The sequence below is a fragment of the Maribacter sp. 1_2014MBL_MicDiv genome, assembly GCF_001865655.1.
GTDB classification, from domain to species: Bacteria; Bacteroidota; Bacteroidia; order Flavobacteriales; family Flavobacteriaceae; genus Maribacter; species Maribacter dokdonensis.
In genome coordinates, this window is the sequence record NZ_CP011318.1 from 1,695,453 (window position 1) to 1,718,353 (window position 22,901).

The 22,901-nt window shown below is 36.3% G+C and carries 22 protein-coding genes; 12 read left to right on the forward strand and 10 right to left on the reverse strand.

The window, feature by feature from the left end:
• Nucleotides 1-42 precede the first annotated feature (42 nt).
• A complete protein-coding gene (locus YQ22_RS07040; RefSeq protein ID WP_058104791.1) occupies nt 43-1,044 on the forward strand; it encodes an NAD(P)H-dependent glycerol-3-phosphate dehydrogenase in 1,002 nt (333 codons plus the stop codon).
• Here YQ22_RS07040 and YQ22_RS07045 read toward each other — a convergent pair.
• The 3 genes from YQ22_RS07045 to YQ22_RS07055 form a co-directional block, all read right to left on the reverse strand.
• Nucleotides 1,041-2,708, reverse strand: coding sequence for a glycerol-3-phosphate dehydrogenase/oxidase (locus tag YQ22_RS07045; protein WP_071340619.1), 1,668 nt, complete (start codon nt 2,706-2,708; stop codon nt 1,041-1,043). The two genes, YQ22_RS07040 and YQ22_RS07045, sit on opposite strands and share 4 nt — an antisense overlap.
• 139 nt (nt 2,709-2,847) lie before the next feature.
• Nucleotides 2,848-4,338: a glycerol kinase GlpK gene (glpK, locus tag YQ22_RS07050; RefSeq protein ID WP_071340620.1), complete on the reverse strand. Its 1,491-nt coding sequence runs from the start codon at nt 4,336-4,338 to the stop codon at nt 2,848-2,850.
• Between the two features lie 148 nt (nt 4,339-4,486).
• Entirely contained in the window at nt 4,487-4,843 is a 357-nt protein-coding gene (locus YQ22_RS07055) for a hypothetical protein (RefSeq protein WP_071340621.1), read from the reverse strand.
• A gap of 78 nt (nt 4,844-4,921) precedes the next feature.
• Between YQ22_RS07055 and YQ22_RS07060 the strand changes: the two genes are divergently transcribed.
• The 8 genes from YQ22_RS07060 (at nt 4,922) to YQ22_RS07095 (ending at nt 11,703) form a co-directional block, all read left to right on the forward strand.
• The gene (locus YQ22_RS07060; protein WP_071340622.1) at nt 4,922-5,446 is read left to right on the forward strand and encodes a CvpA family protein; all 525 of its coding nucleotides are present in this window, start codon (nt 4,922-4,924) and stop codon (nt 5,444-5,446) included.
• Nucleotides 5,447-5,631: 185 nt separating this feature from the next.
• A complete protein-coding gene (locus YQ22_RS07065; RefSeq protein WP_071340623.1) occupies nt 5,632-6,111 on the forward strand; it encodes a CAP domain-containing protein in 480 nt (159 codons plus the stop codon).
• Nucleotides 6,112-6,378: 267 nt separating this feature from the next.
• Nucleotides 6,379-6,885 (forward strand): CAP domain-containing protein, encoded by a 507-nt coding sequence (locus YQ22_RS07070; protein WP_071340624.1) that lies wholly within the window; start codon nt 6,379-6,381, stop codon nt 6,883-6,885.
• Nucleotides 6,886-6,996: 111 nt separating this feature from the next.
• A complete protein-coding gene (locus YQ22_RS07075; protein ID WP_071340625.1) occupies nt 6,997-7,539 on the forward strand; it encodes a 3-hydroxyanthranilate 3,4-dioxygenase in 543 nt (180 codons plus the stop codon).
• Nucleotides 7,536-7,907, forward strand: coding sequence for a DUF1304 domain-containing protein (locus tag YQ22_RS07080; RefSeq protein ID WP_071340626.1), 372 nt, complete (start codon nt 7,536-7,538; stop codon nt 7,905-7,907). Before YQ22_RS07075 ends, YQ22_RS07080 begins: the two co-directional genes overlap by 4 nt.
• An 80-nt stretch (nt 7,908-7,987) precedes the next feature.
• Nucleotides 7,988-9,541: an L-piperidine-6-carboxylate dehydrogenase gene (amaB, locus tag YQ22_RS07085; protein WP_071340627.1), complete on the forward strand. Its 1,554-nt coding sequence runs from the start codon at nt 7,988-7,990 to the stop codon at nt 9,539-9,541.
• A 579-nt stretch (nt 9,542-10,120) separates the two neighbouring features.
• Entirely contained in the window at nt 10,121-11,029 is a 909-nt protein-coding gene (locus tag YQ22_RS07090; RefSeq protein WP_071340628.1) for an OmpA family protein, read from the forward strand.
• 32 nt (nt 11,030-11,061) lie between these two features.
• A complete protein-coding gene (locus tag YQ22_RS07095; RefSeq protein ID WP_071340629.1) occupies nt 11,062-11,703 on the forward strand; it encodes a hypothetical protein in 642 nt (213 codons plus the stop codon).
• A gap of 52 nt (nt 11,704-11,755) precedes the next feature.
• Here YQ22_RS07095 and YQ22_RS07100 read toward each other — a convergent pair whose 3' ends face one another.
• The 4 genes from YQ22_RS07100 to YQ22_RS07115 form a co-directional block, all read right to left on the reverse strand.
• Nucleotides 11,756-12,754, reverse strand: coding sequence for an acyl-ACP desaturase (locus tag YQ22_RS07100; RefSeq protein ID WP_058104779.1), 999 nt, complete (start codon nt 12,752-12,754; stop codon nt 11,756-11,758).
• 63 nt (nt 12,755-12,817) lie between these two features.
• Complete coding sequence (locus YQ22_RS07105) at nt 12,818-13,552, reverse strand: metallophosphoesterase family protein (protein WP_071340630.1); 735 nt, start codon at nt 13,550-13,552, stop codon at nt 12,818-12,820.
• Entirely contained in the window at nt 13,549-14,631 is a 1,083-nt protein-coding gene (locus tag YQ22_RS07110) for a DNA helicase PriA (protein ID WP_071340631.1), read from the reverse strand. Before YQ22_RS07110 ends, YQ22_RS07105 begins: the two co-directional genes overlap by 4 nt.
• Nucleotides 14,632-14,686: 55 nt before the next feature.
• The gene (locus tag YQ22_RS07115) at nt 14,687-15,823 is read right to left on the reverse strand and encodes an SPFH domain-containing protein (protein WP_071340632.1); all 1,137 of its coding nucleotides are present in this window, start codon (nt 15,821-15,823) and stop codon (nt 14,687-14,689) included.
• Between the two features lie 185 nt (nt 15,824-16,008).
• Here YQ22_RS07115 and YQ22_RS07120 point away from each other — a divergent pair, with 185 nt between their 5' ends.
• Complete coding sequence (locus YQ22_RS07120; protein ID WP_071340633.1) at nt 16,009-16,953, forward strand: carbohydrate kinase family protein; 945 nt, start codon at nt 16,009-16,011, stop codon at nt 16,951-16,953.
• Nucleotide 16,954: 1 nt separating this feature from the next.
• Entirely contained in the window at nt 16,955-18,886 is a 1,932-nt protein-coding gene (locus YQ22_RS07125) for an amylosucrase (protein ID WP_071340634.1), read from the forward strand.
• Here YQ22_RS07125 and YQ22_RS07130 read toward each other — a convergent pair.
• The 3 genes from YQ22_RS07130 to YQ22_RS07140 are packed head-to-tail and all read right to left on the reverse strand — an operon-like array spanning nt 18,873 to nt 21,682.
• Nucleotides 18,873-20,009, reverse strand: coding sequence for an ATP-binding protein (locus YQ22_RS07130; protein WP_071340635.1), 1,137 nt, complete (start codon nt 20,007-20,009; stop codon nt 18,873-18,875). The two genes, YQ22_RS07125 and YQ22_RS07130, sit on opposite strands and share 14 nt — an antisense overlap.
• A 44-nt stretch (nt 20,010-20,053) precedes the next feature.
• Nucleotides 20,054-20,806, reverse strand: a complete 753-nt coding sequence (locus YQ22_RS07135) for an SDR family NAD(P)-dependent oxidoreductase (protein ID WP_071340636.1) — start codon at nt 20,804-20,806, stop codon at nt 20,054-20,056.
• Nucleotides 20,807-20,818: 12 nt separating this feature from the next.
• A complete protein-coding gene (locus YQ22_RS07140) occupies nt 20,819-21,682 on the reverse strand; it encodes an aldo/keto reductase (RefSeq protein WP_083414209.1) in 864 nt (287 codons plus the stop codon).
• Nucleotides 21,683-21,853: 171 nt separating this feature from the next.
• Between YQ22_RS07140 and YQ22_RS07145 the strand changes: the two genes are divergently transcribed.
• Entirely contained in the window at nt 21,854-22,855 is a 1,002-nt protein-coding gene (locus YQ22_RS07145) for an AAA family ATPase (protein ID WP_058104770.1), read from the forward strand.
• Nucleotides 22,856-22,901: the final 46 nt, after the last annotated feature.

Below are 22,901 nucleotides of genomic sequence, written 5' to 3' on the forward strand. Positions count from 1 at the left end.
TAAGCTTATACCAAACATGCAATTAATTGGTAAATTTGCAGTATGAACAATGATGTAAAGTTTGCGGTTTTAGGCGGTGGAAGTTGGGCTACGGCGATTGTTAAAATGTTGACCAACAACCAAGATAGGGTAGGTTGGTATATGAGAAATGATGAAGCTATTGAGCATATTAAATCTCAAAAACACAATCCTAACTACCTTACTTCTGTAGAATTTAGACCAGAGCAATTAGTATTGACTAGCGATATCAATGAGATTGTAAACTATGCAGATGTTCTAATTTTTGCTATTCCTTCTGCTTTTTTAGTGGGTGAATTAGAAAAGCTGAACAGTTCATTACAGGAAAAAATCATTTTTTCGGCCATAAAAGGTATTGTTCCAGAATCTGGGTTGATCGTTGGCGAACATTTTCATGAAGTTTTTGATATACCATTTGAAAACATTGGAGTAATTACAGGTCCTTGTCATGCCGAAGAAGTTGCTATGGAGCGACTTTCCTATTTGACCATTGCCTGTGCTGATACGGAAAAGGCAGAACTGGTTGCCAACAATTTAGCTTGTTCATACATAAAAACCAGTATCAGTAAAGATATTATTGGTACAGAATATGCCGCAATGCTAAAGAATATTTACGCCATTGCTGCGGGTATTGCCCATGGTCTGGGATATGGAGATAATTTTCAAAGTGTATTGATGAGCAATGCAATTCGTGAGATGAAGCGATACACTAAACGCATTCATAACCTAGATCGTAACATTAATAAATCTGCCTATTTAGGCGATTTATTAGTTACTGGGTACTCTATTTTTAGCCGAAACAGGATGTTCGGTAATATGATAGGTAAAGGGTACACCGTAAAAAGCGCACAGATGGAAATGAGTATGATCGCTGAAGGCTACTACGCAGCAAAAAGTGCTTTTAAGATTAAGGAGAATTTTACAAAGAAGGTAAAGACCCCTATCATAGATGCTGTTTATAAAGTTCTCTATGAAAATAAAAACCCTAAAAAGGTTTTTCTAGATTTAACAGAGAAATTAGATTAACCTCGCTCCAAAGAGAAATCTGAATGCTCTTTTAATTCTTCCTCTAAAGTAGTTCTCCAACTTTGAACTATATCATTAGATACCCCAAATTTATTCTGGAATTCTTTTAAGATAGGTTCCATTAGGGTTCTAATGCTTTCAATATCAAAATACAATCTACCGGTTCTTCTTATGAAAAAGTCCATTGGGGTTTGTACCATTTCATAATCTATACCAAATGCTACTTCTGCTTTTGCCAACCTTACATAGGGATCAGCTTCTACAATGGTTGCATACAGTTCTAATATTTTCTCTGTCTGCTTACCGTAATTGGTTACCAAAAACCAGGCATCATGTTTTGAAAAGCCTTCATCTTTAATGTTATCGTAAACCTCGCTTATGTATTTTTTTACATGTTTGAATTTTTTGAAATCCACATTACCACACAGAAATATCTTCTCAGTATAACATTCTTTCAGTTCGGTATCGTACTCTTCTTCCATTTTCTTGGCAATGCGATCTACAACTCTTTCTGCCATTTTACGATAACCGGTCAATTTACCACCCGCAATACTGATCAAGCCTGTATCTGAAACAAAAATTTCATCCTTTCTAGATAATTCTGATGCAGATTTGCCTTCTTCATGAATTAACGGTCGTAAACCTGCCCAAGAAGAAACGATATCATCTAATTCCAGATTTATATCCGGGAACATATTGTTAACGGCAGATATTAAATAAATAGCGTCTGCAATATCTGTTCTTACGCGGTCTTTATTATCATTATAGTTGGTATCTGTTGTACCTACATAAGTAACTTTACCTCTTGGTATTGCGAACATCATTCTACCATCAGGTATATCAAAATAAACCGATTGCTTCACCGGCAATTTTTCATATGGAAAAACCAAATGTACCCCTTTGGTCAAATGAAGCTGTTTTCCTTTTTTAGAATTATTAAGACTTCTTAGCTCATCTACCCACGGTCCGGCAGCGCTAATTACATACTTAGATTTAATGGTAAACTCCTTACCCGTAGTTTCATCTGTAACTTTAACCCCAGCAACCTTTTCATTGTCATAAAGAAAGTCGTTTACCTTGGCATAGTTTAAGGCCTGTGCACCAAAAAGCAAACTAGTCTTTATGTTTTCTATAGTCAAACGGGCATCATCTGTTCTATATTCCGCATAATATCCAGCCCCGTTCAGTATTTTTTTTGGCAATAAAGGCTCTAATTTCATTGCTTCTTTTTTCTCGAGCATTTTTCGTTTATCGTCACCAGATACCTGTGCCAGTATATCATAAACCTTAAGCCCTATTGACGTTAACCATTTACCGTAAGACCCATTTTCAATTAAAGGTAACAACATCTTTTCGGGCAGAACCAAATGTGGAGCGAGTTTGTGAACAATAGCACGTTCTGAACCTACTTCTTTGACCAACCAAAAATCGAATTGTTTTAAGTAACGGAGTCCGCCATGTATTAATTTGGTGGATTTGCTACTTGTACCCGAAGCAAAGTCTCCCTTCTCTAATAGCACTACCTTTAATCCACGCGAGGCAGCATCTAACGCAATACCACCACCAGTGATACCACCACCGATAACTACCAAATCAAATTCCTCCGATTCTAGATTACCTATTGTTTTTTGGCGTTCTAAATTTGTGAATTTTATATTTTCCATTGGTAGTTTCTATTTAAATTAATATGCTTGTGCTTGTTCCATGTTGCAGACAAAAGCCAGTACAAAAAATCAAAGATAGCGTGACCCTTATGCTATTTTATGCTCTAAAGAATTAATTAATTGTAAATTCAATGTGTATTTACTCTTCGTCTTCCCAACCTTTTGAGCGTTCTACCGCTTTTTGCCATTTCTTATATAGACGCTTTCTTTTTACACGGTCAAAAGTTGGGGTAAATATTTTGTTCATTGGCCTACTTTCATCAATATCTGACTGTTGCCAGAACCCGACCTCTATGCCCGCTAAAAATGCCGCACCCATTGCGGTAGATTCAATAATCTCGGGTCTATGCACCTCTGAATCCAAGATATCGGCTTGAAATTGCATTAAATGATCGTTAGCACATGCACCACCATCTACCCTTAAGTTCTTAAGTTGAATACCAGAATCATCTTCCATAGCCTTTAAAATATCCTTTGTTTGATATGCAAGTGCCTCTAGTGTTGCTTTCGCCAAATGAGCTTTACCGGTATCACGCGTTAAACCGAATACTGCTCCCCTTGCATACATATCCCAATAGGGCGCCCCAAGACCTGCAAACGCCGGCACCACATATACCGGATTTTCACCTTTAATGGAGTTGGCCAGTTCTTCTGTTTCCTTAGCGTGGTCTATCAACTCCAGACCATCTCGCAACCATTGTATTGCGGCACCTGCAATAAAAATACTTCCTTCTAAAGCATAGTGTACCTTACCATTTAAACCGTAAGCTATAGTGGTCAGTAATCCGTTTTTAGAAAACTGTGGATTTTCTCCCGTATTCATTAGCATAAAACAACCTGTACCGTAGGTATTTTTAGCTGAACCTTTCTTAAAACAAGCCTGACCAAAAAGCGCTGCCTGTTGATCTCCTGCTATTCCTGCAATAGGTATTTTAACACCATCAATTTCATAATCGCCAAAATGAGCAGACGATGGTTTTACTTCCGGAAGCATGGTTTTGGGTATATCTAATGCCTTTAGCATTTTGTCATCCCATTTTAAATTTACGATATCGTAAATCATAGTTCGTGATGCGTTGGTATAGTCCGTTACGTGATTATGCTCTTTGGTCATGTTCCAAACCAACCAGGTATCAATGGTGCCCATTAACAAATCTCCTGCCTGTGCTTTCTTCTTTGCTCCCTCAACATTATCCAAAATCCACTTTACCTTGGTGCCAGAGAAATAGGAATCTATAACCAGACCAGTGGTCTTCTTTACATGCTCCGTAAAACCGGATTTTTTAAGATGTTCGCAAATATCAGCTGTACGTTTATCTTGCCAAACAATGGCATTATAAATAGGTTCTCCGGTATTTTTATCCCAAACCACAGTAGTTTCCCTTTGGTTGGTAATACCAATGCCCATAATTTCTGAAGGCTTTACTTCCTCTTTTTCAAGAAGCTCTTTTAAAACCATCATTTGAGAATCTAAAATCTCTTTTGGATCATGCTCTACCCAACCCGATTTTGGAAAAATTTGTTTGAATTCTTTTTGAACCATTCCTTGAATAGTTCCATCATGGTCTACCAACAAAGCTCTTGAGCTAGTGGTACCTTGATCTAATGATATTATAAATTGCCTTGACATGTGCTATAGTTATTTCTTTAAATATAGCAGATTTCATACCCAATTCAAACATCAAAAATCTAATGGACAAAGTATATTTCTATTCAAGATAATTTCTCTACCTATACATTTTAGGCAGCTTTTTTACAGAGCATTATTTGCAGTGTAATTACTTTATAAATTCTTTTTCCAGGAAGTAAGAGACAATTGCTTCTTTCATGAGCACCGTTTGCTCACCCGCTTTTAGAGAAGGTAGTTCTTCTAACACATTATAATGTGGCCAACCATCTTCATCAAAAAAGCTAAACTCATAAAAACCGTAAGGCTCCAACAATCTGCAAATTGCTATGTGCATAAGGTCTAGTTTATCATCTTTCTTATACTTTCTGTGATATTGGCCCAATTCTTGAACACCCACCAAGTAGATGATAGCATCCAATTCTAACGTATCTCCATCAGAAAACTTTTCAGATAGTTTCTCTACTAAATAATCCCAACGTTCTTTTAACTGTATATCCCTTGCCATATCAACCTGCTATCTACTATAATCTAGACCTTGCAAAGGTACAAATCAAAGTTCTATATTTGTCAAAACACTATACGAATGGGACTTTTGGATATTTTACTTGGACTACCGCTCATTTGGGGTCTGTGGAAAGGATATAATAACGGACTATTCATGGAAATTGCTTCTATAGTAGCCTTGGTAGCCGGTATTTTTGGCGCTATTCACTTTTCATATATAACAGGCAACTATCTATCTAACCATTTAGATTGGAATGAACGTAATATGAGTATTATAGCATTTATAATTACGTTGATCCTTATCATTATAGTAGTGAACCTAGCCGGAAAATTATTGACCAAAGTCGCCAATTTTGCTATGTTAGGGTGGCTGAATAAAATTGCCGGTGGAATTTTTGGCACCTTAAAAGTCGCTATTCTATTAGGGGCCGCATTTATCTTTTTTGATCGTATGGATACCACCCTGAACCTACTTTCAGATGAAACCAAGAAAGAGTCTATACTTTACCAACCCATTAAAGATATAGGTGCGTTGATATTTGATACTGTTCTTAAGACAGAAGCAATGCCAGAAGAGTCTAGCGAAGAATCGATGACAATCTAAATTTGATCGTTCAATAATCTTACATATTGTGCACTTTGTCGAATAAGTAATATTGTTCCTCCCCTGTGTTTAATTTTTATATAATATTACGTTATCGATAACCCAAATCGAAAATAGAGAACTTAGAACATTCTCACCTTCTTACCTACTTCGCTACGCCGAGAGGCTAATTAAAAGACACTTATATGAAAATGAGATTGCTTAATGCGGTCACTGTCTTTTTATTACTTTTTCTTGGTTCTTGTACTAGCGAATCTCTTGAAGAAACGCCTGTATTGGAAGCTGAAAATGTTTTAACTATAGAGCAGGACCTACTGGATATTGTCAACACACATAGACTTAGTCTCAACACTAATACTTTGCAGTTTAGCGATGTAGCATATAAATATGCAAACCTGCATACCGATTACATGATTTCTAAAGGTAGCATTAGCCATGACAATTTTAGCTCTCGCGCTTCAAACATAGATTCTGAGATATCTGTTGAAATGGTGGCTGAGAATGTTGCCAAAGATTATGATACCGCACAAGAAGCTTTTGAAGGTTGGTATATAAGTAGTAGTCATAAAAAAACCATGGAAGGAGATTTTACCCATACCGCCATTAGTGTCAAAAAAGATGATTTCGGCAATTACTACTTTACACAACTTTTCTACAAGCAGTAAAACAACCTTATAGTAAGATTTTGGTAAGAAAATAGCATTTTTGATTAACTCATATAGGTCAATGTGAATCATAACCTAGATAAAGCGAGAAAAATCATATTAAATGCCATTTTTTACGATGTAATTCAAAGTGCATTTTATCGATAAGCGCTGCTATATCAAATAGATGTAGCTTATCGAATATTTTACCCTATCTATAGATGTTCTTCTTTATAAGCTCGTCATCTAAACTACTTTTGACACTCATAAAACAAAATAGTTTCCCCTATGAAAACTTTATTTCCTTTTTTGGTAGTGTTGATCATTTCACTATCATCCTGTTCAAAATATGAGAATTTCGCAGGTTACGAGAGTACATCTGAAGACTCCCTAGAGCAATATACTTTGGCATCTTCTAAAAATCACAGTACACTGGAAAGTGAACTTTTTGAAATGATAAATACATATAGAGCTAGTATAGGATTAAATGAAATGGAATTTGAAAGTACCACCTATTATTATGCAACGCTTCATACCGACTATATGATTTCTAAAGGAAATACTAGTCATGATAACTTTACGCAACGTGCAGAGAATATTTCAAAGAGAACCGGTGCAGTTTTTGTAGCAGAAAATGTTGCAAGAAATTATGACACTATTGAAGAAGCTTTTGAGGCATGGTTAGAAAGTCCGGGGCATAGAGTAAATATTGAAGGTGAATACAACTACTCAGCCATAAGCATTAACCAAAATAGCAATGACGACCTATACTTTACACAGTTGTTCTTTAGATAAAATATCGTAAAATATAATTTTAAGAAGCCTTTGTTATACAAAGGCTTTTTTTATGCTTAACTTTTCAGTGAGAAACGATCGTTTAATTAACTTTCAATTAATTTCACTGAAATGAGTATACAAGCACCATTTAATCTCAACAAATGGATAGAAGATAACAGAGCATTACTAAAACCTCCTGTTGGAAATAAAAACTTATATAAAGATGCTGGCGACTATATTGTCATGATCGTAGCCGGACCAAATGCACGTAAAGATTACCATTACAACGAAACCGAAGAGCTGTTTTATCAATTAGAAGGAAATATAGAAGTTCACATTCAAGAAGACGGTAAAAAAAGGACCATGAAATTAGGTCCGGGAGATATGTATTTGCATCCTGCTAAAGTGCCACATTCTCCTGTTCGTAAAGAAGGATCTATTGGCTTGGTCATTGAAAGAAAACGAGCTAGCATGAATGTTGATGATGGTTTGCTTTGGTTTTGTGACAATTGTAATCATAAGCTCTATGAAGCCTATTTCACCCTTCATGACATAGAAAAAGATTTTTTAGCACACTTTAAACATTTTTACAGTTCAAAAGAATTGAGAACATGTGATAATTGCGGCACGATAATGCCTGTTGACGAACGTTTTATTGCCAAGGAAGAATGATAGTATTAGCTAAAATAATTACAGCACTTGTAGCATTTATTCATGTTTACATCTTATGGATAGAAATGTTCGCATGGACAACTACCGGTAGAAAGGTGTTTAAAAATTTCCCGAAAGATTTGTTTATACCCACTAAACAAATGGCGGCAAACCAAGGACTTTACAATGGTTTTTTGGCAGCAGGGTTAATTTGGTCATTACTGATTTCTGATGGTAACTGGTCATGTAACGTAGCCCTTTTCTTTTTAGGCTGTGTTACTGTCGCCGGTATGTACGGTGCCGTTTCGGTAAGCAAAAAGATATTTATTGTACAGAGTGTACCTGCCTTGGCAGGTATTATTCTATGGTTGATCGTCAAATTTGCCTAGTTGTAATTAGTTCTTCCTAAAGACAAAATTCTTTGTATTTTTGTAATATATCTAACATTAATTGCGTAAAAAGTTATAAAATGTCAAAAATAGCAGCAGATTTTGGAATACATGATGCCCTGAAGGCACTTGGAATTAAAGAGGTAAATGACGGTACATCAACCGGATCAGATTATTTCTCCTCAGGAGATATTATCTCATCTTACTCACCTGTAGATGGATCTTTAATTGCAAAGGTAAAAACGACCACAAAAGAAGATTATGAAAAAGTAATGTCTTCTGCTACCACTGCTTTTAAGCAATGGAAAACAAAACCAGCACCTCAACGTGGCGAAATTGTAAGACAATTTGGTGACAAACTTAGAGAGCTAAAAGAGCCCCTTGGAAAACTGGTTTCCTATGAAATGGGAAAAAGCTACCAAGAAGGTTTAGGAGAAGTGCAAGAAATGATAGATATCTGCGATTTTGCCGTTGGTCTTTCTCGACAATTGCACGGATTGACCATGCATTCTGAAAGACCTGGGCATAGAATGTACGAGCAATACCATTCACTTGGTGTAGTGGGTATTATTTCCGCCTTTAACTTTCCGGTTGCCGTATGGGCATGGAATACAGCGTTGGCATGGATCTGTGGTGATGTTTGTGTTTGGAAACCATCAGAAAAAACCCCTTTATGTGGTGTAGCCTGCCAAAACATTGCTGCTGAAGTTTTTAAGGCAAATAACCTACCCGAAGGTATTTCCTGCCTAATAAACGGCGATTATAAGATTGGTGAACTTATGACCCTAGATAATAGAATACCGTTGGTATCCGCTACGGGTTCAATTAGAATGGGTAAAATAGTTGCCCAAGCAGTTGCCGCCCGTCTTGGAAAATCTCTATTGGAGTTGGGCGGAAACAATGCTATTATTGTTACACCGGATGCCGATTTAAAAATGACCGTTATCGGTGCCGTTTTTGGTGCCGTAGGAACGGCTGGGCAACGTTGTACTTCAACTAGAAGATTGATCATTCATGAATCTATGTATGATAAAGTGAAAGATGCCGTTGTTGCCGCTTACCAGCAATTAAGAATAGGTAATCCATTAGATGAGAATAACCACGTAGGGCCATTGATTGATACTGATGCTGTTTCACATTATAAAAATGCTTTGAAAAAGGTAGTTGAAGAAGGTGGTAAATTAATTGTTGAGGGTGGTGTTTTAGATGGTGAAGGCTATGAAAGTGGTTGTTATGTTAAACCTGCCATTGCAGAGGCTAGTAATGATTTTGAAATTGTTCAGCACGAAACTTTCGCACCTGTTCTCTATCTTTTAAAATATTCCGGTGACGTTGAAAATGCCATCGCAATTCAAAATGGAGTTGTTCAAGGGCTGTCATCTGCAATTATGACCAATAATTTAAGAGAGGCAGAACGTTTTCTTTCTGCTTGGGGCAGTGATTGCGGTATAGCTAATGTAAACATTGGTACCTCTGGCGCAGAAATCGGCGGTGCCTTTGGTGGAGAAAAAGAAACTGGCGGTGGTCGTGAAAGTGGTTCAGATGCATGGAAAGTGTATATGAGAAGACAGACCAATACCATTAATTTTACTACCGAACTGCCATTGGCTCAGGGAATAAAATTCGACCTATAATCAAGTCATATTTTCTTTTGCATGTTTATTACCTAAGCAGCTTTTCTATTTGGTGGTTCATGAGACCAACTTCCATGTAATAAAGTTTGAGTGCCCAGTACGATAAACATGCAAAGAAAATTGAAACACTTTTTTATTTTTTTCTTCATTTTCAATACAAATACAGCTGTTTCAAGCTAACAAATTGTATCCTTTAATGGTGTGAAATCTGTACAAATTCATGTAAAAATTGTATAGATGGAAACCTACTTTCTAAACTATTGAACATAAAAAAATCCTGTCGACATATTGAAGACAGGATTTTTTAACCAACTAACTCAAAACTTTAAATTGTATAATCAATGCCCAAACTTTGTGGGGAGATGCATACCATTTAAATACTTACGCAAAATTGCAATTAATAGTTGTCGCATCATTAACTTTTTTTACAATCTCACCAACTGATCGTATACTTGGTACTATACGCTACATAACTGTTATTACTATAATGATTGACTGTAAGGCAATTAGGCTCAAATGATTTAACATTTTTAAGATTTTTTTAATAAATTGTGGGCTAAACACTAAACAGTATTAATAATGACAAAAACAATAACGTATTTATTAGGTATGTTGATTACCATTCTAATAGGTACTTATTTCTTTATCACTTGTTGTAGCGAATGTAATGCAACAAGTACGCATGAAGAACCCGCTAAAGAAAAAGTAATCGTAAAAGAACCCTCGGCAACATCTTACCCTTTTGCAATTGATGCAAACGGATTTGCCTATAATACTAATGACAACTACAATTTTAATGTCTCTTCCAATGCTATTTTAATGCCTTTAAGCGCCAACCTTACAAAAGGCATTAATGGTCTTAAGAGCTATTTAGAAGCAAATGAGGGCAACGTAGTCAATGTCTCCGGTTATTACACAAGTGAAGAAGAGAACAACTCAGCGTTTCCTAATTTAGGTTTAGCAAGAGCCAATGCCATAAAAAATGATTTAGCATCTAAAGGTATTTCTACTGCACAAATAAATACTTTGGGCAAACTAATGGATGACATGGTTCCTAAAGAAAATATCTATTGGGGTGCGGCTTCTTTTGATATTGAAGAGCGATCTGTTAATGAAAAGGATGACCTTAATGCCCTTTATGAGAAAATTAAGGCCGACCCGTTAATACTTTACTTTAATACTGCAGAAGCTTCTATTTACCTAGATGCCGAGCAGCGCCAAAAGGTTGCAGATATTTCTAGATATATAGATAAAGTTGAAGATGCAACAGTAAGTGTTGTAGGCCATACCGATGCTACAGGACAAGCAAGTACTAACATGAGGCTAGGGCAAGACAGGGCAGAATTCGCCAAAAACTATCTAATGCAAAACGGTATAGCTGAAAGTAAAATCATTGCTACATCCAAAGGGCAGACCCAACCTATTGCAACAAATGCTACCGAAGAAGGCAGAGAAAAAAATAGAAGAACAGTTATTACATTAAATTAAAACATACACTAATCCTATAAATAAGTAAAATCATGAATTTTGAAAATATGAGTATTTGGTGCTGGATAATTCCATTGTTAGTAGGTCTTATCTGCGGTATTTTAGGTTATCTACTCGGTAAAGGTTCTACCAAAGTAATTGACAACTCTGCTGAAATAAACAGTCTTAAAGCCAATAATACAAAGTTAAACGCCCAATTGGCAGAATTGAACAACTTAAAGGCTAGCAACACTAAATTAAAAGCCGATTTAGATGCCTGTAACCAAAAGGTAATTGCCGCTAGCAAAGCCATACCGCCAACGACAAGCACAAATCTTGGTGCTTCTGCTACAGCAGCATCATTTGCCGCCGGTGCCGCTACAAGTAGCGCCTTAGCTTTTGATGGTGCCGCTGCAAAAGCTGCTTTTGGCAAAACCGTTAAACAAGACGATTTAAAACTTGTAGAAGGTATTGGTCCAAAAATTGAAGGTATGTTCAAAGACCATGGTATTAAAACCTGGAAAGCACTTTCTGAAGCCAGTCTTGAAGATTGTCAGAAAATATTGGATACAGGTGGAACACGATATAAGATACACGACCCGGCATCTTGGCCAATGCAAGCTAAAATGTGTTATGAAGGTAAATGGACAGAACTTGTTAAATGGCAAGATGAACATAAACACGGTAAACTATAAATCACCGTTTAGCAAAAAAAATCCCGATAATGAATTATCGGGATTTTTTATTTTATAATGCTCCATTAGCTTCTACCCACTTAAAGTGATATTGATCTTCTGGAAATTTCATTCTTTCCGCAATTCGCTCTAACCTTGCCGGCAATTTAATTAAATAATCACGAGCCTTTTCTGCTTCCTCATTTAAAGAACGTACAGAATCTAACTGCCAATAAGCATTTAATTTGCTTAATATATCTACATAATCCTGTGCTGTATACACACCTAAACGTTGTGCGCAATTTGAAAAATTCTCAAATGCCGATCCAATTGTACCACCGGACTCCCTTAAAAAATGAGCAGGCATTACAATCTTCTTCTTCATCATATCTGCGAAGGCAATCATCATACCAGATGGATCTTCGCCAAAAATAGTCTTAACGAATTCTCTATATGCCAAGTGGTGTCTCATTTCATCACCTGCAATAATTGTACACATTTTACCTAACAGGGTATTTCCTTTCTTCTTAGCCATTTGCCCAACACGCTTGTGTGAAATATTGGTAGCCAATTCTTGAAAAGAGGTATATACAAAGTTCTTATAAGGGTCACGATCCGTACCAATATCAAAACCGTCTGAAATTAAATGTTGGGTGGTCAACTCTATTTCTCTCATATTTACCCTACCGGATAAATATAGATACTTGTTCAACACATCGCCATGTCTATTCTCTTCTGCTGTCCAAGCTCTTACCCATTTTGCCCAACCATTGGTCTTATGATCACCGTGTTGGTCTATACCTACAACATCCATCAACCAAGATTCATAGGTTGGTAAAGCTTCTTCAGTTATCGTATCCGCTACCATGGTTACCCAAAAATCATAACCAAGTTCTTTAGACTCTTCTCTAATATCTTTTACTTCTTGTAAAAATGTATCTTTTTCAGAATTTGGTAAAAAATCCGTAGGCTGCCATATATCCTCTGGTTTAATAAGGAAAGAATCCATAAATCCTTCTACCTGAGGCTCTAAAGCCTGCATCACTTCTAATCTTATATTTTTAGTAGACATAGTTTATTTTTTATCAAAGATCGTCATTTAAACAATCCATTTTTAGTAAAGTTAACGGTTTTCTTAGTTTCTACCCTTTTCATTAGGGTAAAACGTATGTACGGGATCGCTTTGCCAGTATTCTTTTGAATCTGCATTGAAAATGGTCAAAGGTCCTTTGAAAGCTGCACCTGTGTCAATATTCCAAACATTGGCCGCTTTTTGCGGTGTAGTTTTACCAATTCTTGTTACTGGCGTATGACCAATATAGATCTCAGAATAGTTCTTTAGTCGTTTTGGGTAATGTATATGATCTTCTTCTAAATTTTTGTTCAGAGAAAGAGCTAGCTCCCATAAGGTACGGTCCCAGTAAAACGTTTTTGTAAAATATTCATGCTCAATTCCTTTTAAGTTAGTAAATCCTGCATGTAAAAACAACCTATTTTCGGTATCTAAGTGATAATTCTCTAGACTTTCATAAAAATTGAGATGAATCTCTTTATCCTTGCTAGAAATATTGGCGTAAGAATTGGAAGTAGCTTCACCACCATGCATAAACCAAGTTGGGTTATCCGCTTTACCTGTCAACCATTCATAGCAAAGTTCATCATGATTGCCCCTTAGGTATATGCAATTGTATTTATTCTTTAATTCTAGAAGGTAATCAATAGTTTCTACCGCTTCACTCCATCCATCTATATAGTCCCCTAAAAATATTATAGTATCGTGTTCTGTTACAGCTGCTTTACTAAGCACTTGTTTTAACGCTTGTAAGCCCGAATGAATGTCACCTACAACCAGTGTTCTATTTATATTCATTTAGCAAAAATCGCAATTATGGTGATTATGACAAGTATAAAAAGTACTAAAAAGAAGATTTTCCAGAATGAATATGGCCTATTTCCGCTAAGCACCCCGGTTTGTCCATTTATATAAAAGTTATATTCCTTTCCCTCATATCTGTAGGAGCTTATATAAACAGGAAGCAGAATATGTTTAAATTTCTCGTTAGATAATTTAATGTCGGCATTTGCCACTCGTTGGGTATCGCCACCAATGTCTCTTCTGATCCAGTTATAGGCTATATTTTTGGCTTCTTGAAAAGACTTATGATGACCTTCTTTTAATGAAACGGTATATTTCTCTGTTACAAACCCCGATAAATATTTGGAGTTGAATACCACTAAATCCTTTAGGTTCCAAAAAGCAACCTTTGACGGTATTTCTTTTCTCTTTTTTTCCGATGCACTGATCAAGATGTCATCAACGAACCCATCTACTTTACCAGAAGCATACGTCCATCTTGTTTTACGAACCCTTCTAGTTCTTTTTCCCTTATCACTATTATAGGTCTGATTTTCGTAATAATAATCTCCTCTTTGCCCTTGATAAGACGCAAAAAGATTGGCATCAAAAGTCCAGTAAGGAATATAAAGACCATGCAAACCTTCTGGATCTAATGCTGCTTTTTTCAAATTATCCGGTGCAAACCAAATTTTGCCTACCCAAAATTTAAAAATAGATTGTGCCTTCTTTGCATCCAATTCAAACGGTACCAAGGCACCGGGCAAGATCCAACCTTCTTTTTCAACGTCTTCCCGTATTAAAGGTTCACTACAGTACACACAATTTAATGATTTATAGTTTTCCTCTACATGCTGGTTTGCCCCACAATTTTTACAATGCAATAACTCAATGGTGTCGGTATAAGCATTTTCACCAACAATTTTTAAGTAGTGCTCTAGTTCTAGTTCTTCAAAACTGCTCTTAGATTGTTCAATAAATTCTTCATAACCACAATATTCGCAGGTAAGTTGATGGGAACCTGGCTTAAATTTAAGTTCTGCCCCACAATTGGCGCACGCTTTTTTATATTCCGATTGTTGAATATCGTCCATAGAGAGTATACCTTATCTAAAAAAGAAAGATTGTCCAGTAATATTTTTACATTTTTTAGACCGGTGGTAAAGGTGGTGGTGTATTACCACCCAAGAAAGACTTTAACTCCTCAATTTCTTTAAGTGCCGCCCAATTTTCCATTCCTTGTTTCCAAATTAAGGAGTCTCTATTAATGGATCTGCTTGCAAAGAGCTCCTTTAATTTCTCAAAAGAAACAGGGCCCAACTGCTGACCGTTTACAGCATAGAAATAACTAACCTGTACTGGTATTGGTGGTGGCGCCTGTGGTTGTTGTACTGCTTGACCACCAATTGGCTGTGCTGCCGGTTGTCCCATAAGACCACCCATTTGCTGTGCCAGCACAAAACCCATGCCCATGCCCATGCCAGCACCTGCTGTACCGCCTTCGTTCTTTGCTGCCAGCTCCATAGCCTTGGCCGCTTTGAACTGTGCCAGCTTACCCATGTCCAATTTATCTAAACGGCTGTACTCAAAAATTTCCTTTTTAAGTTCTTCTGGCATAGACACATTCTCAATGTAGAATCGCTCTAATTCTATACCTACCCTATTGAACTCAGGTTGCATAACCTCTTGGCAAGTTTCAGAAAGTTCACTGGTATTGGCCGCATATAACTCTATAGGCAAATTGGCTTCACCAACAGTATCTGTAAACCGGGTAACAATTAAACTTTTTAAATGTTCGTTTACTTCATAATTGGTAAAATTACCATCGGTACCCACTACATCTACTACAAACTTACCTGGATCATTTATTCTAAAACTATAAGTACCAAAAGCACGTATTTCTACCAGACCAAACCGGTCATCACTAAGCATGAACGGATTTTTAGTTCCCCATTTCTCATCTGTAAACAAACGGGTATTTACGAAATATACCTCTGCCTTGAACGGACTATCAAATCCGTATTTCCATCCTTTTAACGTTGTAAGAATAGGTAGGTTTTGGGTGTTTAGTGTGTAAGTACCAGGTTTAAAAACATCTGCCAACTGCCCTTCATTAATAAAAACTGCGGTTTGCCCTTCCCTTACGATCAGTTTTGCGTTATTCTTAATTTCGTTTTGATAACGCTCAAATCTATGTACAATGGTATCATTGCTAGTATCTAACCATTCTACTATGTCAATAAATTCATGACTTAGTTTTTTCTTAATTTCATCAAATATGCTCATAGTCGGTTTGTGTTTTAAAAATGTGCAATTCAAGATATGCAATTAGGCAACAGACCCAAAATACCTTGGGTAATAAATCATAAAAATAAACCGTACACAACCATAATTTAATATTTATTTAAGATTATTTAGGATGAAGCGACCATTTCTATTTAACTTAGACCTCCTAATTTTCTTTTTGTACTATGAAAAAGGTTTTTTGTATTGGAGAATTACTGATTGATTTTGTTGCCGAGAACCAAGGCAAAGATTTATCAAAAGCAAAAGAATTTTCCAAAAAAGCAGGTGGTGCACCTGCCAATGTAGCTTGTGCTATTAGTAAGCTTGGTGGTGATAGCTTCTTTGTTGGTGCAGTTGGCAATGATCCATTTGGGTCTTTTCTATTGCGTATTCTTGAAAATGAAAAAGTAGATATTTCGTTAGCACAGAAAAGCGATACCTTTACTACTCTAGCTTTTGTTTCTATTGCCGAAGATGGTGAAAGAGATTTTGTGTTTAGCCGTGGTGCAGATAAAGAGCTTACCTATGATTCTTCACTAAAATCAAATTTTGATAATAATATAATACACTTTGGTGCTGCAACAGCTTTATTGGGAGGTCCGTTAGAGGAAACTTATAGCAGATATCTTTTTGATGGTCTTACCAAAAATGCCATTATCAGTTTTGACCCTAATTATAGAGTTGACCTATGGAAAAATAAAGAGGACGTATTTATTAGAAAATGCCATCCTTTTATTGAAAAATCTCATTTATGCAAATTTAGCCTTGAAGAAGCCCAACTTCTTTCAGGTAAAGAGGACCTTGAAGATGCTTGCCAAATTTTTCATGAAATGGGAACAAAAATTATAGTTGTTACCCTTGGTGGAAAAGGTACATTATTAAGTACCGAAAAATTCAAAAAGACCATACCTAGTATAAAAGTCTCCCCAAAAGACACTACAGGCGCAGGTGACGCTTTCATTGGCTGCTTTCTTCAACAAATTGCGCAATACTCAAATTTTGAAGACTTACTTACAAACGAAAACCTATTGACCAACATGGTTTCCAGAGCTAATAAAGCCGGCGCCATCACTACAGAAAACTTTGGTGCAATAGAATCTTTACCTACTTTACAACAATTAGATTCTTAATATGAACCAGGCGGAATTATTAAGATTGTTGGCCTCTAGGGTCCAAAAGAAGAGAAGTATCCAATCTTTGTTTGATCAGAGGTTAGCTACAAACATTTCTCTTATTAAAACTCAATTTTTCTCTTTATACCAAGAGAAAGAACACAAAGTATTTTTTAGTACGCTGTTAAACACCTTAGAATCACTCTTTAAAAACCGACCAAGAGAACTGCAAAATCAAGACATTGACCGTTTAAATTCTGGTAATTGGTACCAAAGCGAACAAATGGTGGGTATGCAAATGTATGTTGATAGGTTTAACAAAGACATTAACGGACTTAAAGATAAACTGCCTTATTTTGATGATCTAGGAATTAATTTTCTACATCTAATGCCTATTACCACCCGGCCAGATGGTGAAAATGACGGCGGTTATGCCGTAAACAGCTATCATGATATTGATAGTAAGTATGGTACCAAGGCAGATTTTTTGGATTTCACCAAAAAGGCACGTAAAAACAATATGTTCTTAATGCTTGATTTTGTTGTTAACCATACTTCAGATGAATTTGAGTGGGCACAAAAAGCAAAAAAGGGTGATCTTCATTATCAAAACTATTACTATACTTACCCTGACCGTCATATCCCTGACGAGTTTGAAAAAACCATGCCCGAAATTTTTCCGCAATCTGCACCTGGTAATTTTACCTACTGCCCTGAAATGGAAAAATGGGTAATGACCTGTTTCAATAGTTACCAATGGGATTTAAATTATAGAAACCCAGAAGTGTTCATTGAAATGCTCAGTAATTTAGTTGGACTTGCAAATTTGGGGGTAGATGTTATCCGTTTTGATGCTCTTGCCTTTCTATGGAAAAAACTAGGTACACTGTCACAAAATTTACCGGAAGCCCATACCCTAATTTCCCTTTTTAGAATGTGCTTACAAGTTGTGGCACCCGGTGTTATTCTTTTAGCGGAAGCTATTGTAGCTCCTAGAAATATTATAAAGTATTTTGGGGAAGGCATATTAACCGGTAATGAGTGTGAAGTTGCCTACAACGCCTCTTTAATGGCGTTGCTTTGGAATTCAATAGCCACCAAAAAAGCCTCTTTATTGGTAAAAAGCGTTTCTGATATTCCTACAAAACCAGAGGATGCCACTTGGATCAATTACATACGCTGTCATGATGATATTGGTCTTGGCTATGATGATGATTTTGTAAGGGCTATGGGTTATGACCCTACGGCACACAAACAGTTTATTCTTAACTATTATTGTGGAAAGTTAGATTGGTCGCCAGCAAAAGGGCTCATGTTCATGTACAACCCTAAAAACGGAGATGGTAGAATAACCGGAAGTGCTGCATCTTTATTAGGTTTAGAAACCGCACTTGAGCAAAAGAATGATAAAATCATTGACTATGCCATCGCTAAAATTCTAATGATGCACGGCATAATTTTAACTTACGGTGGCATACCCATGATTTATGCTGGTGATGAAATCGCCACTTTAAATGATTATAGCTATGAGCAAAACCAAGAGCATATAAATGACAATAGGTGGGTTAACAGACCAATACAAAATTGGGATGTAGTTTCTAAAATAGAAAAAGATATAAAAAGTGCCCCCTCTATAGTTTATAACGGATTAAAAGATATGATCCGCATACGAAAAGAGCATAGCGTATTTGCCGACACTAACGACCTTAAAGTACATGGTTGCCCTAATGAACATATATTTGTTTTTGAACGTACCAATAAAAATGAAACTATTTGGGTACTGAGTAATTTTAACGAAGTCACCGAAATGATAAACGTTGGCTGGCTACTTTCTATAGGTATTCACACGGGCAAAAAATCTACTGATTTGCTTTCCGGAAAAACATTAGAATTAATACGTAACGAATTACCTTTAAAACCCTACGAGCAACTGTGGATTAAGAATATTTAACTTTTCTTAATACACGAAGTGCTTCTTTGAGCGAAGCATTTATATTAGGATACTTAGGTTTTAGAATCTGTCTTGCTTTTTCCATGCGCTCCTTTGCTTCTTCAAATCCGTTTAAAAAACATATCAAATAAGAATCTGCCAAATATTTTAATTGCTTTACTTCTGCAATGGTCAGTTCTACATTTTTCTTTGCCTTAATCACCAAGGCATTGTTACTTTCATAGATTTTCTTCAATTCCTCTTTATCATGTACAGGTGGATCAAACAACAAATTGCTTTTAATTTGATAGGTACCATTTTCACTAAAATTAATGACAACCTTTTCTAACGGGTAATATTTTTGCTTTGCACCCAAGCCCAATTGCACAAACTCTATTGTGGAAAAAGAATCGTTATCATAGGTTATAGTTACCTCATCTAAATTTGAATAGAAGAGTTTTACTTGTTCGTTGATCAATTCTATATCAACACGATAATAATAGGTAACACCATTGACCACCTTCTTATTACCCGCCCAACAGACTACAAACTGTTCTTTAAAAACTTTATAATCACTTTCTAGATCTTTGTGACGGTGATTAATAAAATCAATTACACCGTCTAACGTAAGTTCAATATTATTCTTGGCGTGTTGCTCAATGGTGGCGACCGCTTCAGAATTAATATCTTTCAATTCAATATCAAACACTTTTGGCAAGCTTATACTGCCTTCCCTAAAAAAAACAGAACCTCCATAATACTTCCAAATATTTTTTCTGAGCGAGCAGATTTTTCCAATAGATTTTATGGTAACCAAGCCCACAACTTTACCTTCTGGCAAATGTGGAAAAGGAATGTTTTCATAAGAGATCAGCGGTGGATTATCCAAATAAGCGTTCACTAAATTCTGAATCTTGCTGTCATCAAAAAAATCTACACCTACAATACTATTATCCTCATCTTCAACTCCAATAACAATAAATGAGTTATTGGATGGGTTGCTATTGGCCAGAGCACATACGTGCTTTAAGAATTTGCCTTTCCCCTCCTTTTCCCCAATTGCAATGAACCGCTTTTTATCGTAAAAACTGTTCTCATCATTATGTGCGAGCAAGTTTTTTACCAAAAGCCGTTTATTGATCATTTTGAGCTATTTTTCTTAAATGTAAACTTCTAAATATGAATGACCTACGTTTTATCTACAATTGTTGAAGAAGCTTGGGCGGTGGGCATAACTACCAAATCTGCAATATTTACATGATATGGCCTGGTAACTACAAAGTAAATAATATCGGCAATATCCTCTGGTTTTAAAGGTTGAAAACCCTTGTAAACACTATCTGCCCTTTCTTCATCTCCCTTGAACCTTACATTACTGAACTCGGTTTCTACCAAACCAGGGTTAACGGCACCAACACGTACACCTGTACCGTTTAAATCTATCCGCATACCTTGGTTAATGGCATCAACGGCATGCTTACTGGCGCAATACACATTTCCTTTTGGGTACACTTCTTTACCTGCAGTTGAACCAATATTGATGATATGCCCAGATTTACGCGCTATCATTTGCGGTATCAATGCCTTTGAAACATATAGCAAACCCTTTACATTAATATCAAGCATGGCATCCCAATCATCTATACTACCATCTTGTATGGTATCTAAACCATGGGCATTACCGGCATTGTTAATTAGAATATCTATTTGAGAAAATTCACTAGGCAAAGATGCTATGGCCGCATGAACAGCTTCCTTACTTCTAATATCAAAATTCAACGTATGAATTTGTACTTCTTTCCCCAATTCTTTTTCAAGGGCATCTAAACGGTCTTGTCTTCTACCGCACAACACCAAGTTTATTCCTTTTAAGGCAAAATGAATTGCCGTTGATTTTCCTATGCCGCTTGTAGCGCCTGTAATAAATGCTGTTTTTGTCATTTTCTTTTTTAATTACGCAACTTCGTGCCCCTCATTAGCCTCAAGTAAAATAAACCAATCTTGTAATTCCATGTCAATTTCAACGGCATCCATGGCTAGTTTCAACCGTTGTGGTGTTGCGGTACCAACCACAGGATGTATAATACTTGGGTGTTTTAAAATCCATGCCAAGAGCAACTGGTCTTCTGTAGCGCCATACTTTTTGGTCAGGTCTGCCAATACCGTTTTTATCCTAAGATTTGCCTTGGAATCTTCCCTAAAATAACTTCCTAATGGGCTCCAGCTCATGGCTAGTCTGTCAAAAGTTACGCAGTCATCCAATGTTCCATCATTCATTACCCCATTGGACGAAAGTGAAAATTCTACTTGATTGGCTTCTACCTGAATCTCTTTCTCTATCAATTGTATTTGGGAAGGTGAGAAATTGGACACTCCAAATTGTTTGATCTTTCCTTCAATTTTTAGTTTATCTATGGCTTCGGCAATTTCTGAAGCATCCATTAAAGGGCTTGGCCTATGCAACAAGAGTAAATCCAAATAATCTGTCTGCAGCATTTTTAATGACCTTTCTACAGATGAAATAATGTAGCTGGCATTATAATCATAGTGCTTAACCCTATTACTTCTTTCTTTTACGTTGAATTGAATTCCGCATTTACTTATAAGCTGAACATCTTCTCTCTTGATACTACTCTTACTAAAAGCCTTACCAAAATCTTCCTCATTTGTATAATCTCCATAAATATCGGCATGATCAAACGTAGTAATCTTATTTTCAACACAATGGTTCATTAAAGCTATCATTTCAGCAGTAGAAAGTTGTTTTCCCCATTTGCCCCAGGTCATAGTTCCTGCAATTATTCTTGAATATTTCAATATATTGTATTTTGTTTAATGAAATTAAAAAGAAATACCTTAAAACGTTCATAAAAATAAGGGCTTTTCCAATTTTTTAACCTATCATTAACAGCGACTGACTGAATTAATTTTCAATTTGCATAACTGTTAAAATTAGAAGCCTTAACAATCAATAATATAATATTTTAAATGGAAGAAAATACCTCAATTGACATTAGTGCAGTAAATGAGAAAATTGCTCAAGAAAGCGCTTTTATCGATTTATTGATGCTTGAAATGAATAAAGTGATCGTTGGCCAAAAATATATGGTTGAACGATTATTAATTGGACTTTTAGGACAGGGCCACATATTATTGGAAGGTGTTCCGGGGCTAGCAAAAACATTAGCGATCAACACTTTATCAAAAGCTGTAAAAGGTAGTTTTAGCAGAATTCAGTTTACACCCGATCTTTTACCAGCAGATGTTGTTGGTACCTTGATCTATAACATGAAACTGAATGATTTCTCAATAAAGAAAGGACCAATTTTCGCAAACTTTGTTCTTGCAGATGAAATTAACCGTGCTCCTGCCAAAGTACAGTCGGCACTGTTAGAAGCCATGCAAGAAAAGCAGGTGACCATTGGCGATGAAACCTTTGTACTTGACAAACCTTTTTTAGTAATGGCAACACAAAACCCTGTAGAGCAAGAAGGTACATACCCATTACCAGAAGCACAAGTGGATCGTTTTATGTTGAAAACGGTTATTGACTATCCAAAAATAAACGAGGAGCAATTGATCATGCGCCAAAATTTAAAGGGCAGCTATGAAACGGTTAATCCTGTTGTTTCCATAGATCAAATACTTAGTGCACAAAAAGCCGTTCGTGAAGTGTATATGGACGAGAAAATAGAAAAATACATACTTGATCTTGTTTTCGCTACCAGATATCCGGAAAAATACAATTTAGAAAGCTTAAAGCCTTTGATCAGTTTTGGTGCATCTCCTAGGGGTAGTATCAATTTAGGTACTGCTGCCAAATGTTATGCCTTTATAAAAAGAAGGGGCTATGTTGTGCCAGAAGATGTACGTGCCGTAGTACATGATGTATTAAGACATAGAATAGGTATTACCTATGAGGCCGAAGCGGAAAATATTACTTCTGTTGATATCATCAACAAAATTGTAAACGAGATAGAGGTTCCTTAAATACAGTACAACTTATTCAGCATGTGCTTTTTATGCATTGATTTAT

Bases quoted from the DNA above. Each gene is read 5' to 3' on its own strand.
- YQ22_RS07045 (WP_071340619.1), bottom strand. From the start codon at position 2,708: ATGGAAAATATAAAATTCACAAATTTAGAACGCCAAAAAACAATAGGT.
- YQ22_RS07135 (WP_071340636.1), bottom strand. From the start codon at position 20,806: ATGACAAAAACAGCATTTATTACAGGCGCTACAAGCGGCATAGGAAAA.
- YQ22_RS07075 (WP_071340625.1), top strand. From the start codon at position 6,997: ATGAGTATACAAGCACCATTTAATCTCAACAAATGGATAGAAGATAAC.
- amaB (WP_071340627.1), top strand. From the start codon at position 7,988: ATGTCAAAAATAGCAGCAGATTTTGGAATACATGATGCCCTGAAGGCA.
- YQ22_RS07065 (WP_071340623.1), top strand. From the start codon at position 5,632: ATGAAAATGAGATTGCTTAATGCGGTCACTGTCTTTTTATTACTTTTT.
- YQ22_RS07040 (WP_058104791.1), top strand. From the start codon at position 43: ATGAACAATGATGTAAAGTTTGCGGTTTTAGGCGGTGGAAGTTGGGCT.
- YQ22_RS07115 (WP_071340632.1), bottom strand. From the start codon at position 15,823: ATGAGCATATTTGATGAAATTAAGAAAAAACTAAGTCATGAATTTATT.
- YQ22_RS07090 (WP_071340628.1), top strand. From the start codon at position 10,121: ATGACAAAAACAATAACGTATTTATTAGGTATGTTGATTACCATTCTA.
- glpK (WP_071340620.1), bottom strand. From the start codon at position 4,338: ATGTCAAGGCAATTTATAATATCATTAGATCAAGGTACCACTAGCTCA.
- YQ22_RS07095 (WP_071340629.1), top strand. From the start codon at position 11,062: ATGAATTTTGAAAATATGAGTATTTGGTGCTGGATAATTCCATTGTTA.
- YQ22_RS07120 (WP_071340633.1), top strand. From the start codon at position 16,009: ATGAAAAAGGTTTTTTGTATTGGAGAATTACTGATTGATTTTGTTGCC.
- YQ22_RS07130 (WP_071340635.1), bottom strand. From the start codon at position 20,009: ATGATCAATAAACGGCTTTTGGTAAAAAACTTGCTCGCACATAATGAT.
- YQ22_RS07105 (WP_071340630.1), bottom strand. From the start codon at position 13,552: ATGAATATAAATAGAACACTGGTTGTAGGTGACATTCATTCGGGCTTA.
- YQ22_RS07110 (WP_071340631.1), bottom strand. From the start codon at position 14,631: ATGGACGATATTCAACAATCGGAATATAAAAAAGCGTGCGCCAATTGT.
- YQ22_RS07145 (WP_058104770.1), top strand. From the start codon at position 21,854: ATGGAAGAAAATACCTCAATTGACATTAGTGCAGTAAATGAGAAAATT.
- YQ22_RS07100 (WP_058104779.1), bottom strand. From the start codon at position 12,754: ATGTCTACTAAAAATATAAGATTAGAAGTGATGCAGGCTTTAGAGCCT.
- YQ22_RS07080 (WP_071340626.1), top strand. From the start codon at position 7,536: ATGATAGTATTAGCTAAAATAATTACAGCACTTGTAGCATTTATTCAT.
- YQ22_RS07070 (WP_071340624.1), top strand. From the start codon at position 6,379: ATGAAAACTTTATTTCCTTTTTTGGTAGTGTTGATCATTTCACTATCA.
- YQ22_RS07125 (WP_071340634.1), top strand. From the start codon at position 16,955: ATGAACCAGGCGGAATTATTAAGATTGTTGGCCTCTAGGGTCCAAAAG.
- YQ22_RS07060 (WP_071340622.1), top strand. From the start codon at position 4,922: ATGGGACTTTTGGATATTTTACTTGGACTACCGCTCATTTGGGGTCTG.
- YQ22_RS07055 (WP_071340621.1), bottom strand. From the start codon at position 4,843: ATGGCAAGGGATATACAGTTAAAAGAACGTTGGGATTATTTAGTAGAG.